13 protein-coding genes are annotated in these 13,384 nt (G+C 63.7%); 6 read left to right on the plus strand and 7 right to left on the minus strand.

All coding sequences use genetic code 11. The annotated features are described in order from the left end of the window. Positions 1-7: 7 nt before the first annotated feature. From YU3_RS0109500 to YU3_RS0109520, 5 genes are all read right to left on the minus strand, one after another. Complete coding sequence (locus YU3_RS0109500; RefSeq protein ID WP_027166014.1) at positions 8-823, minus strand: ABC transporter permease; 816 nt, start codon at positions 821-823, stop codon at positions 8-10. Next, complete coding sequence (locus tag YU3_RS0109505; protein ID WP_027166015.1) at positions 813-1,778, minus strand: ABC transporter permease; 966 nt, start codon at positions 1,776-1,778, stop codon at positions 813-815. Before YU3_RS0109505 ends, YU3_RS0109500 begins: the two co-directional genes overlap by 11 nt. Before the next feature lie 130 nt (positions 1,779-1,908). Further along, positions 1,909-2,907 (minus strand): ABC transporter ATP-binding protein, encoded by a 999-nt coding sequence (locus YU3_RS0109510; protein WP_027166016.1) that lies wholly within the window; start codon positions 2,905-2,907, stop codon positions 1,909-1,911. Positions 2,908-3,087: 180 nt separating this feature from the next. After that, the gene (locus YU3_RS0109515; RefSeq protein ID WP_027166017.1) at positions 3,088-4,242 is read right to left on the minus strand and encodes an ABC transporter substrate-binding protein; all 1,155 of its coding nucleotides are present in this window, start codon (positions 4,240-4,242) and stop codon (positions 3,088-3,090) included. 130 nt (positions 4,243-4,372) lie between these two features. Then, a complete protein-coding gene (locus YU3_RS0109520) occupies positions 4,373-5,284 on the minus strand; it encodes a LysR substrate-binding domain-containing protein (protein WP_027166018.1) in 912 nt (303 codons plus the stop codon). 90 nt (positions 5,285-5,374) lie between these two features. On the opposite strand from YU3_RS0109520, the gene YU3_RS0109525 reads away from it, so the two are divergent. Then, a complete protein-coding gene (locus YU3_RS0109525) occupies positions 5,375-5,824 on the plus strand; it encodes an Rrf2 family transcriptional regulator (protein WP_027166019.1) in 450 nt (149 codons plus the stop codon). Further along, on the plus strand, positions 5,814-6,710 hold the full coding sequence (locus tag YU3_RS0109530) for an NAD(P)/FAD-dependent oxidoreductase (protein WP_027166020.1): 897 nt from the start codon (positions 5,814-5,816) through the stop codon (positions 6,708-6,710). The genes YU3_RS0109525 and YU3_RS0109530 overlap by 11 nt, the downstream gene beginning before the upstream one ends. 23 nt (positions 6,711-6,733) lie before the next feature. On the opposite strand, the gene YU3_RS0109535 is transcribed toward YU3_RS0109530, so the two are convergent. Continuing rightward, positions 6,734-7,498, minus strand: coding sequence for a DeoR/GlpR family DNA-binding transcription regulator (locus YU3_RS0109535; RefSeq protein WP_027166021.1), 765 nt, complete (start codon positions 7,496-7,498; stop codon positions 6,734-6,736). Between the two features lie 385 nt (positions 7,499-7,883). Between YU3_RS0109535 and YU3_RS0109540 the strand changes: the two genes are divergently transcribed. The 3 genes from YU3_RS0109540 to YU3_RS0109550 all read left to right on the plus strand — a co-directional run bounded on the left by YU3_RS0109540 (position 7,884) and on the right by YU3_RS0109550 (position 11,718). Then, positions 7,884-8,768 carry a phosphotransferase family protein gene (locus YU3_RS0109540; protein ID WP_027166022.1) on the plus strand — a complete coding sequence of 295 codons (885 nt, stop codon included), beginning with the start codon at positions 7,884-7,886 and terminating at the stop codon, positions 8,766-8,768. After that, on the plus strand, positions 8,765-11,218 hold the full coding sequence (locus tag YU3_RS0109545) for an FAD-dependent oxidoreductase (RefSeq protein WP_027166023.1): 2,454 nt from the start codon (positions 8,765-8,767) through the stop codon (positions 11,216-11,218). The genes YU3_RS0109540 and YU3_RS0109545 overlap by 4 nt, the downstream gene beginning before the upstream one ends. A gap of 71 nt (positions 11,219-11,289) precedes the next feature. Beyond that, positions 11,290-11,718: a hypothetical protein gene (locus YU3_RS0109550; protein WP_027166024.1), complete on the plus strand. Its 429-nt coding sequence runs from the start codon at positions 11,290-11,292 to the stop codon at positions 11,716-11,718. Positions 11,719-11,746: 28 nt separating this feature from the next. On the opposite strand, the gene YU3_RS0109555 is transcribed toward YU3_RS0109550, so the two are convergent. Further along, the gene (locus tag YU3_RS0109555) at positions 11,747-12,379 is read right to left on the minus strand and encodes a class I SAM-dependent methyltransferase (RefSeq protein WP_027166025.1); all 633 of its coding nucleotides are present in this window, start codon (positions 12,377-12,379) and stop codon (positions 11,747-11,749) included. 99 nt (positions 12,380-12,478) lie between these two features. Here YU3_RS0109555 and YU3_RS0109560 point away from each other — a divergent pair, with 99 nt between their 5' ends. Next, positions 12,479-13,381 carry a phosphotransferase family protein gene (locus YU3_RS0109560; protein ID WP_027166026.1) on the plus strand — a complete coding sequence of 301 codons (903 nt, stop codon included), beginning with the start codon at positions 12,479-12,481 and terminating at the stop codon, positions 13,379-13,381. Positions 13,382-13,384 lie beyond the last annotated feature (3 nt).

The raw sequence follows: 13,384 nt of genomic DNA on the forward strand, positions 1-13,384 counted from the left end.
TATTCCGTTATTTGCCCGAGCCGGCGATCTGGTCGCCGTCGCGGGTCAGGTAATAGGCCAAGAGGATCGGCAGCAGCGTCACCAGCACGACGACCATGGCCACGACATTGGTGACCGGACGCTGGCGCGGACGGATCAGCTCCTCCAGCATCCAGATCGGCACGGTTTGCTGCTGGCCGGCGGTGAAGGTGGTGACGATGACCTCGTCGAAGGACAGCGCGAAGGCCAGCATGCCGCCGGCAAGGAGTGCCGTGGCGATGTTGGGCAGCACGACATGCCTGAAGGTCTGGAAACCGTCGGCGCCGAGATCCATCGATGCCTCAATCATCGAGCCTGAGGTGCGGCGGAAGCGGGCGACGGCGTTGTTGTAGACGACGACCACGCAGAAGGTGGCGTGACCAAGCACGATCGTCCAGAACGAGAAAGGGATGTCGGCGAGCGCAAAGGCCGAGCGCAGCGCGATACCGGTGATGATGCCGGGCAGCGCGATCGGCAGGATGACCAGCAGCGAGATTGCTTCGCGGCCAAAGAAGCGGGTCTGCGAGACGGCGGCGGCGCACAGCGTGCCGAGCACCAGGGCGATGGCCGTCGAAATGGCGGCGACGCGCACCGACAGCGACAGCGCCTCCCACACATCCGGACGGTTCCAGGTGACGGCGAACCATTGCGTGGTCAGCCCCGGCGGCGGCCAGACGAAGCTCTTCTCCTCGGTCGTGAAGGCGTAGACGAATATCAGCAGGATCGGCAGATGCAGGAAGAGCAGGCCGCAGGCGGCGGCGATCTTCAGGCCGAGCGGAGCACGTTGACCACGATCAGAGCGCATCGAAAGCCCCCATGCGCTTGGCGCCCCAGAGGTAGAAGCCCATGATGACGATGGGCACGACGGTGAAAGCGGCGGCCAAAGGGATGTTGCCGGCGGTGCCCTGCTGCGAATAGACGGCCTGGCCGATGAACAGGCGCGAGGTGCCGATGATCTGCGGGATGATGTAGTCGCCCAATGTCAGCGAGAAGGTGAAGATTGAGCCGGCGACAATGCCGGGCAGCGCCAGCGGAAACAGCACATTGCGGAAGGTCTGCCCGGGCGAGGCGCCGAGATCGGACGAGGCCTCGACGAGGTTGCCCGGCACACGCTCGAGCGCGGCCTGCACCGGCAGGATCATGAAGGGCAGCCAGACATAGACGAAGACGATGAAGGTGCCGGTGAAGGAGACCGACAGCGAGTTGCCGCCGACGATCGGCAGCGACAGCCAGGCGTCGAGCAGCCAGAGAAGGTGTAGCTTGGCGAGCAGCCAGGTGAGGATGCCTTCTTTGGCCAGGATCAGCTTCCAGGCATAGATCTTGACCAGGTAGCTCGACCACAGTGGCAGCATGACGCCGAGATAGAACAACGCCTTCCAGCGGCCGCGCGCATAACGCGCCGCGTAATAGGCGATGGGGAAGGCGACGATCGCCGAGGCGAGCGTGACGAGCGCCGCCATCGTCACCGTGCGCAGGATGATGTCGAGATTGGCGGCCTGGAACAGGTCGCCATAAGTCTTCAGCGTGAACTCGCGGTTGATGAGGCCGGAGAACTCGTCGATCGAAAAGAAGCTTTGAGCCAACAGGGCGAACAGCGAGCCGATATAGACGATGCCGAGCCACAGCACCGGCGGCAGAAGCATCAGGAGGAGCAGGAGTTTCGGCCGGCGCCAGAACAGGTCGGAGAGCGCGCCGCGCATGCCGCCGCTACCGGGAAGGATGGCGGGGGCGGGATTAGATTGAACAGCGGCGATGGTCATGGGGCCACCGTGCACAGACCGAGGCCGCGATCCTTCGCCCCCCTCTTTGTCCTGCCCGTCCTTCGCAACAGCTGCGCTGCAGCTTCGGAGGGTGGACCGGACAGAGGGGGGTGCTGCGCGCCAACCTTCATCATGCCGGCTCGTCCATCAAGTGCAGGCTCTCGCGGTTGAAAGTGAGCAGGACCGCTTCGCCTTCCGCCGGCAGCGACGTGCCCGCCGGCACCACGGCGTGCAGCATCAGCCCGTTGGCGTCGAGCGCCAGCCTCGTGGTGGCGCCGAGATAATTCGTGCCGACCAGTCGCGCGGCAACGCCGTCGCCACTCGCCGCACTGGAGACGCGGATCGATTCTGGCCTCAGGCTCCCCCAGCGGTGCTGGCCGGAATAGCGCTGGACAAAATCCGGCGGCAGCACGTTCGACGACCCGACGAAATCGGCGACGAAGCGCGTCTTCGGCCGTTGGTAGATATCCTCCGGCGAGCCGACCTGCATGATTCTGCCGTCATTGAAGACCGCGACGCGGTCGGCCATCGACAACGCCTCGCCCTGGTCATGGGTGACGAAGACGAAGGTGATGCCGAGCACCTTCTGCAGCGACTTCAATTCCTCCTGCATGTTCTCGCGCAGCTTGAGGTCGAGCGCGCCGAGCGGCTCGTCGAGGAGCAGCACCTTGGGCTGGTTGACGAGCGCGCGGGCGAGCGCGACGCGCTGGCGCTGGCCGCCGGAAAGCTGGCTGGGGCGACGCGTCCCGTATCCTGGAAGGCGCACCAGCGACAGCGCCTCTTCCGCCGCTTTCAGACGCTCGGCCTTGCCGACGCCCTTGACCATCAGGCCGTAAGCGACGTTGTCCAAGACGTTCAGATGCGGGAACAGCGCGTAGTCCTGGAAGACGGTGTTGACGTTGCGGCGATAGGGCGGAACGCCCTCGGCGCGCTCACCGAAGATGGAGATCGAGCCTGCCGTCGGCTGCTCGAAGCCGGCAATCAGCCTGAGGCAGGTCGTCTTGCCGGAGCCGGACGGACCGAGCATGGCGAAGAACTCGCCGGGGACGATATCGAGATCGACTGCGTCGACGGCGCGCACGCTGCCGAAATGGCGCGAGACTTGTTTGAAGGAAACGGCAGAGGTCATGGGCCCTGTCAGTTCAGTTGCCGGGTCAAACGAAGGCGAGTTCGCGCACACCCTACCTCCCCCTCGATAAGGGAGGTCGCGGCGAAGCCGCGGGTGGGGGTGATCTGGCACAAGCGGCCGAGCAATCCCACCCCGACGCTCAAGCGTCGACCCTCCCCGCAAGGGAGAGGGTAAAGGAGATCACCGCCCGCCGATGACGCCGATATAGTCCGACACCCAGCGGTAGTACGGCACGCACTGGTCCTTCTGGCTGGCGCATTTCGACACCGGCGTCTTCCAGAACCTGATCTTGTCGAAATTCTCGTAGCCGTTGGTCTTGCAGCCTTGGTCGCCGAGAAGCTCATTGCCCTTGCAGGCGGCGGGCACGACGGGCAGCGAGCCGAACCAGGCCGAGACGTCGCCCTGGACCTTGGGCGACAAGGAATGCTCGAGCCACATATAGGCGCAGTTCGGATGGGCGGCGTCGGCTTCGATCATGGTGGTGTCGGCCCAGCCGGTGACGCCCTCTTCCGGCACGGTCGAGGCGATCGGCTTCTTGGCGGCGACCAGCGTGTTGACCTGATAGGGCCATGAGCCGGAGGCGACCACGCCCTCGTTCTGGAAGTCGTCGACCTGAATGGCAGCATCGTGCCAGTAGCGGCCGACCAGCGTGCGCTGGGTGCGCAAGAGGTCGAGCGCCGCTTTGTACTGGTCCTCGTTGAGCTCGTAGGGGTCCTTGATGCCGAGTTCCGGCTTGTGGAACATCAAATAGTTGGCGGCGTCCGCGATGTGGATCGGGCCGTCATAGGCCTGGACGCGGCCTTTGTTCGACTTGCCGTCGGGCAGCTTCATTTCCTCGAAGACGACGTTCCAGCTCTTCGGCGCTTCCTTGAAGACTTCGGTGTTGTACATCAGGATGTTCGGGCCCCACTGATAGGGGACGCCATAATGCACCTTGTCGACGGTGAACCAGGGCGCGTCCTTGAGACGGTCGTCGACGGTCTTCCAGCTTGGGATCAGATCGGTGTTGATCGGCTGGACGCGCTTGCCGGCGACGAGACGCAGCGAAGCATCGCCCGAAGCGGTGACAAGGTCGAAGCCGCCCTCGTTCATCAGCGAGACCATTTCGTCCGACGTGTTGGCGGTCTTGACGTTGACCTTGCAGCCGCTTTCCTTCTCGAAAGCCGTCACCCAGTCATAACCCTTGTCGGTCTCACCGCGCTCGATATAGCCCGGCCAGGCAACGATATTGACCTCGCCCTCGCCCTTGCCGAGCTCCGTGACCTGGGCGATCGCCTGGCCGGAGAAAGTCAGCGCGACAGTCAACGCAGTGCATGACTTCAGGAATGCATTCATCGTCGTTCTCCCATTTCTAGGGGCCGCACTCTCGCGGCGGCTTTGGTCCCTGGCTGAAAGTGCTGTGAAAAATCCGGTTTCGCAAATTCATTTATCAGAAAGCCGATATCGGTTTTTCCGATAGATTATCTCAGAACCGCTGGCGGACCATCCGCTGCGATTGGGCGAGGCCGATGAAGTCACGCGCCGACTGCGGCAGGCTGGAGCCGCGGCGCCAGACCATGCCGACTTGAACGACGGGCAGCGAGCCCGAAATGTCGCGCGATTCGATGCGGTCGCCTTCCAGCGACCAGGGCCGGTAGACGAGGTCGGGCAGAAGCGCCACGCCGGCGCCCGTGGCGACCAGGCTGCGCACGGCCTCGACCGAGCGGGTGCGGAAGGCGACATGCGGCCTAGCGCCGATCGCCGACAGCAGCTTGCCGGTGTTCTCCTCGATCTCGTCGACGGTGAGCATGATCAGCGGCTCGGACGCGATGTCGCCGATGCCGATGATGTCGGCGCTGGCGAGCCGGTGGCTGATTGGAACCCACAAGCGGTAAGCCGAGACTTCCAGGATTTCGGACTGCAGCGCCGTGCGGTCGCGCAGGTTGGAGGTCACCATGACGGCGATATCGAGCTTGCCGCCGACCAGAAGGTGCTCGAGATAGTCGCCATTGTCCTCGATGGCCGAGACCTCGACCCCCGGATAGGCGCGGCGGTAGCGGGCGAGCAGGTCGGACAGCACATAGCCGGCGACCAGCGAGGTGACGCCGAGCTGCAGCCGGCCGGGCGCGGCGGCCTGATCGCTGGAGAAAGAGCGACGCGCATCGGAGACATCGGCCAGGATCTTGGTCGCGTGGCGCAGGAACTGGTGACCTTTGTGAGTGATGTTGAGGCCGCGCGGATGGCGCTCGAAGAGCTCGACACCGAGATCGCTCTCCAGTTCCTTGATCGCCTCGGTGACCGAGGACTGTGAAATCGACAGGTTCTGCGCCGCGCCCGAGACGGTGCCCTGCTCGGCCACGGCGACGAAGAACTGCAACTGGCGGATGGTGAAGGCCATGGCCGGACTAAACACCGGGTAATGCGGTGCTGGGAAGTGGGGCAAGGTCCAAAACTTGACGGCTTCTCGATTCGTAACTAACTAAGTTACATGAAACGCAACAGCCGACTGTCCTCGACCCTGCACATCCTCGTTCACATGGCCGACGCCCCCGACCGGGCGCTGACCTCGGAGCAGCTCGCCGGCTTCATCCACACCAATCCGGTGGTGGTGCGCCGCACCATCGCCGGGCTTCGCGATGCGGGCATCGTCACCTCGTCGCGCGGCCACGGCGGCGGCTGGCAGCTCGGGCGTGCGCCGGACAAGATCTCGCTTGCCGAGATCAGCGCTGCGCTCGGCGAGACGCTGCTGCCCTTCAGCACCGAGCCGGAAAGTCCCGGATGCCTGGTCGAGCAGGCGGTGATCGCGGTGCTCGACGACTTTCGCCTGGAGGCGGAAAGGCTGCTCGCCGAGAGGCTCGGCCATATCACGCTGGCCGACCTGACGGCCGATTTCCGCCGCCGTTATGACCTGATTGGAGTATCCAGCCATGCAGTATGATGTGATCGTCGTCGGCGGCAGCTTTGCCGGCCTGTCCGCCGCCATGTACGCGGCACGGGGACGACGCAAGGTGCTGGTGATCGATGCCGGACAGCCTAGGAACCGCTTTGCCGAACATTCGCACGGCTTCTTCGGCCAGGACGGGCGGGCGCCGTCGGACATTCTCGAAGAGGCAAGAGGACAGTTGCTTGCCTATCCCGCCGTCAAGGTGATCGATGGCCGAGCCGATCAGGCTGCCGTTTCCGGCAATGGCTTCGAGGTCCGGATGGACAATGGTGAAGGTTTCGGCGCGACACGGCTGGTGCTCGCCACCGGCGTCCGGGACATCCTGCCGGACGTTCCCGGATTGACCGATCAATGGGGCAAGACGGTGCTGCACTGCCCTTATTGCCACGGTTACGAGGTGGCCGGCGGGCCGCTCGGCGTGCTGGCGACCGGACCGATGTCGCTGCACCAGGCCGAGCTGATCTCCGACTGGGGTGACGTCACGCTGTTCGCCAACGGCTTGTTCGAACCCGACGCTGACCAGGCGCGGGCATTGGAGAAGCGCAATATCCGGTTCGAGCCGGCCAAAGTGACCGAAGTGCAGGAAGACGGCTCGGGTGGTTTGGTCGTCAGGCTCGACGGCGATCGCGGCGCAAGCGTGCGGGCGCTGTTCACCGCGCCACGCAATGTGATGGCAAGTCCGCTCGCCGAACAGCTTGGCTGTGCCTTCAACGAAGGCCCGCTTGGCCGGGCGATCGTGGTGGACGACAAACAGGAGACGTCCGTACCGGGCGTGTACGCCGCTGGAGACGCTGCCCGCCTCATGCACAACATCGCCTTTGCGGTATCGGGCGGCGCCATGGCCGGCGTGGCGGCGCACCAGTCGCTGGTGTTCGGCTAGCCTTTTTTCCTTGGATGATAATGTCAGGCCGCTGCGATGCTGAGCCGCGCGCCGGCCTGGTTCAGCGCAGCGGCGATGTCGCGCGGCGGCGGCTGGTCGGTGACGAGCTCGGAAAAACCGTCGAAGCCACAGACCCGGACCAGGCCCTGGCGGCCGAACTTGGTGTGGTCGGTGACGACGAGCGAGCGCTGGCCGCGCGACAGCACCATGCGGGCGAATTCCGCCTCGTCGAGATCATAGTCGGTCAGGCCGGCGGCGGCATCGACCGCGCCTATCGAGATCACCGCGTGGTCGACTGAAAAGCGGCTGACGAACTCGATTGCCGAGATGCCGAACGCCGCGCCTGAATCGCTGCGCAGCTCGCCGCCCGCCATATAGACCTTGTTGCCGTTGACGGTGGCCAACGTGCGGGCAATGTCGGAGGAATTGGTGACCACGGTCAGCCGGCGGTGACCCAGCAGTTCGCGCGCCAGGAAGGATGTGGTCGTGCCGGTGTCGAGCATGATCGCCTCGCCGTCGCGGATGGTGGCCGCGACCATCCTGGCGATCAGGCGCTTGGCTTCGGCATTCTCGCGCATGCGCCGCTCGAACGGCGCCTCGCCCACCATCGAGGCAAGGCCCACGGCGCCGTGCATCTTCAGAACCGACCCGTCATCTGCGAGCGGCTTGACGTCGCGTCGCACCGTTTCCAGCGAGACGCCCAGCCGTTCGGCAAGGCTGGCAATGGTGATCGTGCCCTCCTCGGTGAGGAGCCGCAGGATTTCGCCGTGCCGTTTCGAATGGATCATGTGGATGTCCGGGATTTTGACCGAATTTAAGGCTTTAGCAACGCTTTGAAAGGAGTTGCTTATATTTTCGGGCAAAACACCCAAAAAAGGTCACAGCTTTTGATTGACAGCTCGGCCACCTCGGCGTGAGAGTGACGTAGTGTCAGGCTCGGAACTGCGACGGGAGGGTGATGGCAGAGCCGCAACCTGATGATGATATCGTCTGGAATCAGCCAGACTTGAGCGTTTGTAGAATCCGCGGGGGCGGATGCCGGGATATTATACCTGGCCAAGGGGCTCGTCGGTGCGGTGCGGGATACCGATCCTGGCGTCTCGCACCGACGAGGCTTTTTCGTTTTCTCCCATCGCTGTTTTACGGAGGACCGGCTGAAGCCGGAGCAAAACCGTGATCGCCGAAGATCGCATCCGCGTCTTGCCTTGCTGGAGCGGCGGCATCGAGATAGAGCCGCTGCCGGGCGGCCTCAGCAACGCCAACTTCGTCGTCACCGACGCCGCCGGGCGGCACGTCGTGCGCTTCGGCCAGGACTTTCCATTCCATCATGTCTTTCGCGAGCGCGAGGTGATGACGGCGCGGGCGGCGCAGGCGGCTGGCCTCGCCCCTGCCGTGCATTATGCCGAGCCGGGCATCCTGGTGACGGCGTTTCTTGGGGCCAAGACCTATCTCGGAGAGGACGTGCGGGCCAATCTCGACCGGGTGGCGGCGTTGCTGCGCCGCTTCCACCGCGAGATGCCGAACCATGTCTCCGGCGCCGGCTTCATGTTCTGGGTGTTCCACGTCATCCGCGACTATGCGCGCACCCTGGACGAAGGCGGCAGCCGCAAGAAGGACCAGTTGCCGCGTTATCTTTCGCTCGCCGATGAGTTGGAGCGGGCGCAGAAGCTGTTGCCTATCGTCTTCGGCCACAACGATCTTTTGCCGGCCAATATCCTCGACGACGGCAAGCGCCTGTGGCTGATCGACTTCGAATATGCCGGCTTCAACACCGCGATGTTCGACCTTGCCGGCGCGGCCTCCAATGCCGGCATGAGCGACGACGAGTCCTTCGCCTTCATGACCGCCTATTTCATGAAGGAGCCCGATAACGAGGTCCGCCGTTCGCACGCCGCCATGCAATGCGCTTCGCTGCTGCGCGAGGCGATGTGGAGCATGGTGTCCGAGCTTTATCTCGACGCGCCCGGCATCGATTACGTCGCCTATACCGAGGAAAACCTCGTGCGGCTCGACGCGGCGCTGGACAGCTACCGGACGAAATACGGAACAAAGTCATGACCCTGCCCAGCCATGCCGCGATCGTCGTCATCGGCGGCGGCATCATCGGCTGTTCCACGGCCTATCATCTGGCGCGCGACCACAAGGCCGACGTGGTGTTGCTCGAACAGGGCAAGCTGACCTCGGGCTCGACCTGGCACGCGGCAGGACTGGTCGGGCAGTTGCGCTCGTCGGCCTCGATCACCCGCGTGCTCAAATATTCGGTCGAGCTCTACAAGGGGCTCGAGGCCGAGACCGGGCTGGCGACCGGCTGGAAGATGACCGGATGCCTGAGGCTCGCCACCAATGCCGACCGCTGGACCGAGTTCAAGCGGCTGGCAACGACCGCCAAAAGCTTCGGCATGGACATGCAGCTGCTGTCGCCGGCGGAAGTGAAGCGCATGTGGCCGCTGATGGAAACCGGCGATCTGGTCGGCGCCTCCTGGTTGCCGACCGATGGACAGGCAAGCCCCTCCGATATCGCCCAGTCGCTCGCCAAGGGCGCGCGCATGCATGGCGCAAAACTGTTCGAGGACGTGCGCGTCACCGGCTTTACGATGAAGGACGGCCGGATCACCGGGGTGAAGACCGAAAAGGGCGACATCGCCTGCGACAAGGTGGTGAACTGCGCCGGACAATGGGCAAGACAGGTCGGCGCGATGGCCGGCATCGATGTACCGCTGCAGCCGGTCAAGCATCAGTACATCGTCACCGAGAAGATCGACGGGCTCGCCACCGACGCGCCGACGATCCGTGATCCCGACCGCCGTACCTATTTCAAGGAAGAGGTCGGTGGGCTGGTGATGGGCGGCTATGAGCCCAATCCGCAGGCCTGGGCAACCGGACTTCCCGGCGGCGACGTCCCGAACGACTGGGAATTCCGCCTGTTCGACGACGACTACGATCATTTCGAACAGCATATGACCCAGGCGATCGCGCGCGTTCCCGCCTTGGAAACCGTCGGCGTCAAGCAGATGATCAACGGGCCGGAAAGCTTTACGCCGGACGGCAACTTCATCCTCGGCGTGGCGCCGGAATGCGCCAATATGTTCGTCGGCGCCGGCTTCAATGCCTTCGGCATCGCGTCCGGCGGCGGCGCCGGCTGGGTGCTGGCGCAATGGGTCGTCGACGGCGAGGCGCCGCTCGATCTGTGGGTCGTCGACATCAGGCGTTTTTCCGGCCTGCATCGCGACCGCGACTGGGTGCGCGACCGCACGCTGGAAGCCTATGGCAAGCATTACACGATCGGCTTTCCGCATGAGGAATATCTGTCCGGACGGCCGCGCATCGTCTCGCCGCTCTATGAGCGGCTGAAGGCGCACCGCGCCGTGTTCGGTTCCAAGCTTGGCTGGGAACGGCCGAACTGGTTCGCGCCCGACGGCTCAGCCGCCGAGGACGTCTATTCGATGGGCCGGCAGAACTGGTTCGGCCCAGTTGGCGACGAGCACCGGCATGTGCGCGAGAAAGTCGGTATCTTCGACCAGTCCTCCTTCGCCAAATATGAGCTGACCGGCACCGATGCGCTGAAGGCGCTCGACTGGGTCTGCGCCAACGACGTCAATAAGCCGGTCGGGCGGCTGACCTACACGCAGCTCCTCAACACGCGCGGCGGCATCGAGGCGGACCTCACCGTGTCGCGGTTCGGCGAGGACAGGTTCTACATCGTCACCGGCACAGGCTTCCGCACGCATGATCTGTCGTGGATCAGCGACCATATCGGCCCTGGTCTCGACGCGAGACTGAAGGACGTCACCGAGGATTTCGGCACGCTGTCGCTGATGGGGCCGCGCGCCCGCGACGTGCTGGCGGCGGTGACGGATGCGGATATCTCGCATGTCGCCTTCCCCTTCGGCCATGCGCGCGAGATCGGCATTGCCGGCCATATTGTGAAGGCACTGCGCATCACCTATGTCGGCGAGCTCGGCTGGGAGCTGCATGTGCCGATCGCCGCCACCGGCGAGGTCTTCGACGTGATGATGGCGGCGGGCAAGGCACACGACGTTCGCCCGGTCGGCTACCGGGCGCTGGAATCGCTCCGGCTGGAAAAGGGCTACCGCGCCTGGGGCTCCGACATCACGCCGAACGACACGCCGCTGGAAGCGGATCTCGGCTGGGCGGTGAAGCTTCGCAAGAACGCCGACTTCGTCGGGCGCAGGGCACTGGAGAAGGCGGCCGGCAAGCCGCCGACGAAACGCTTTGCCGGCTTCACAGTGGACGATCCGGAGATCGTTCTGGTCGGGCGCGAGACGATCCTGCGCAATGGCGAGCCGGTGGGCTACCTCACCAGCGGCGGCTACGGCTACACGTTGGAGAAGAACATAGGCTATGGCTATGTGCGCAATGCCGACGGCGTCAGCGACGATTTCCTCGCGTCGGGCGATTATGAGCTTGTGGTGGCGATGGAACGCACGCCGGCCAGCATCCATCTCGAGCCGATGTATGATCCGGCCGGAGACAGGATTAGGCTCTAACTTGAATTGTCAATCGCCACATTTTTGCCTTATTTGAAAGATTACATCCGAATGTTAACGGAGGTAATCTAATGAAGCTATCAGAGGCAGAGGTGAAGAGGAGCGGGGCCACTTCCAAATATCTTAGCTACGAAACTAGCAGTGTAGACGTTGAAGGTCGCGCCGGAGCACTGAAAATTCGCTTCGACATTAAGTCAAAAGGTGGCGGCACCACTGAGTTGTACCTGAGCATAGGGCCGAAGGATTTTGACACGATTGCCGGCGCGTTGAGTTCAGCCAATCGCGCTGCGGCGACATTGTCCATGGCAAAAGAACTTGCTAAGCAGGTTGGACTTCAGTCCTCTTATGATACTAAGACACGAAACGCAGCCTTTGAGGAATTCACAAACCAAGCCCGAAAAAAATACGAAGCAGCGGCGAGTGACACTGAAGACCTAGACTACCTTGTCTTGCAGAAAGTAAAAAAGATTTCGGCTGAACTGACCGCCGGCAAGCCGTAACGGTAAAAGATTAGTTTTATTTTTCAAGCTACGACCTCTTGATTACCAGTCCCCTGCTAGGCACGGTGTCGGTTTCGCCCGGCATCGACGCATAGGGCTGCGTCTCCTCGACACGCGTCAGCAAGCCCTGGGCTTCCAGCGCGGCGATACGCTCGGCGAAGTCGGCATGCCAAAGCGTGTTCTTGACGGTCAGCACAATGACGCCGCCTGGGCGGCAGATGCGGATCAACTCGTCCAGGCCCTCGACCCCGACATGACCGGAGGTGAAGACGCCTGCCGAAATAATCCCCGCATAGGCACCGTCGGCGAAGGGCAGGGTTTCGCCCATGGCCAGGCGATGCAGCGCGGTGTAGACGCCCTTCGCCCCGGCCTTGTCGAGCATGCCTTGCGAGATGTCGAGCGCCTCGACTTTCGGGTAGCCGGTGATGGCCAGCCATTCGCCGATCAGGCCGGTGCCGGCGCCGGCGTCGAGCAGGGGTTCGGCGCCGCGCGGCAGGTGCCGGGCCAGCAGCGCCAGGCAGATCGTCGGATGGCGGTAGCCGGCCGCCGACATGTCGGCATCATAGGTCTCCGACCAGCTGTCATAGATCGCGGCCACTTCCTCCGGCCGCTTCGCCGCATAAGCGGCTCCCAGCGCGCTGTTGTGCTTGCCGTCCGCCATTGCCGCTCCCGACGCCCGATTCTCGTTCGACGGATGATAGCCAAGCAACGAAAACTGTGGAACCGTCCGGTCATAAAACATGACATGAAAGTTAAGGGGATGACGATGGACGAGGCACGCGCGGCGCTGGCCGCAATTCCGGCGCTGGCCGGCTATAGCGGTCCGCTTGAGCGGCTCGGCGGCCTGACCAACATGGTCTACAGGGCCGGCAACGTCTGTTTGCGCATTCCCGGCAAGGGCACGGAAGAATATATCAACCGCGCCAATGAAGCAGTGGCGGCGCGCGAGGCGGCCAAGGCCGGCGTCAGCCCCGAAGTAGTTTATGCCGATCCGGCATCCGGCCGAATGGCGACGCGCTTCATCGCCGGCGCCGAGACGATGTCGCCCGAAAAATTCAAGGCAAGGCCGGGCAGCCCCGCGCGCGCCGGCGAGGCCTTTCGCAAGCTGCATGCGTCGGGCGCGCTCTTTCCCTTCCGCTTCGAACTGTTCGCGATGATCGACGACTACCTCAAGGTCTTGTCGACCAAGGATGTGGCGCTGCCCGCCGGCTATCATGATGTGGTGCGCGAGGCTGGCACGGTGCGTACGGCTCTTGCCGCGCATGCTATCCCGCTCGCCGCCTGCCATTGCGATCCGCTATGCGAAAACTTCCTCGATACGGGCGAGCGGATGTGGATCGTCGACTGGGAATATTCCGGCATGAACGATCCGCTGTGGGACCTCGGCGACCTTTCGGTCGAGGGCAGGTTCGATGCGGTCCAGGACGAAGAACTGATGCGCGCCTATTTCGGCGGCGAGGCACGACCGGCCGAGCGCGGACGGGTCGTCATCTACAAAGCGATGTGCGACCTCCTATGGACGCTGTGGGGACTGATCCAGCTCGCCAACAACAATCCGGTCGACGATTTCCGCGCCTATGCCGACGGCCGCTTCGCCCGCTGCAAGGCGCTGATGGAGACAAAGGAATTCTCCAGGCACCTCGCAGCGATTCGAAAAGGTTAGACA

The sequence above is a fragment of the Mesorhizobium sp. WSM3224 genome (assembly GCF_000427725.1).
GTDB lineage: Bacteria > Pseudomonadota > Alphaproteobacteria > Rhizobiales > Rhizobiaceae > Mesorhizobium.

Coding starts and splice junctions, on each gene's coding strand:
- YU3_RS0109500 (WP_027166014.1), bottom strand. CDS start 823: ATGCGCTCTGATCGTGGTCAACGTGCTCCGCTCGGCCTGAAGATCGCC.
- YU3_RS0109505 (WP_027166015.1), bottom strand. CDS start 1,778: ATGACCATCGCCGCTGTTCAATCTAATCCCGCCCCCGCCATCCTTCCC.
- YU3_RS0109510 (WP_027166016.1), bottom strand. CDS start 2,907: ATGACCTCTGCCGTTTCCTTCAAACAAGTCTCGCGCCATTTCGGCAGC.
- YU3_RS0109515 (WP_027166017.1), bottom strand. CDS start 4,242: ATGAATGCATTCCTGAAGTCATGCACTGCGTTGACTGTCGCGCTGACT.
- YU3_RS0109520 (WP_027166018.1), bottom strand. CDS start 5,284: ATGGCCTTCACCATCCGCCAGTTGCAGTTCTTCGTCGCCGTGGCCGAG.
- YU3_RS0109525 (WP_027166019.1), top strand. CDS start 5,375: ATGAAACGCAACAGCCGACTGTCCTCGACCCTGCACATCCTCGTTCAC.
- YU3_RS0109530 (WP_027166020.1), top strand. CDS start 5,814: ATGCAGTATGATGTGATCGTCGTCGGCGGCAGCTTTGCCGGCCTGTCC.
- YU3_RS0109535 (WP_027166021.1), bottom strand. CDS start 7,498: ATGATCCATTCGAAACGGCACGGCGAAATCCTGCGGCTCCTCACCGAG.
- YU3_RS0109545 (WP_027166023.1), top strand. CDS start 8,765: ATGACCCTGCCCAGCCATGCCGCGATCGTCGTCATCGGCGGCGGCATC.
- YU3_RS0109550 (WP_027166024.1), top strand. CDS start 11,290: ATGAAGCTATCAGAGGCAGAGGTGAAGAGGAGCGGGGCCACTTCCAAA.
- YU3_RS0109555 (WP_027166025.1), bottom strand. CDS start 12,379: ATGGCGGACGGCAAGCACAACAGCGCGCTGGGAGCCGCTTATGCGGCG.
- YU3_RS0109560 (WP_027166026.1), top strand. CDS start 12,479: ATGACGATGGACGAGGCACGCGCGGCGCTGGCCGCAATTCCGGCGCTG.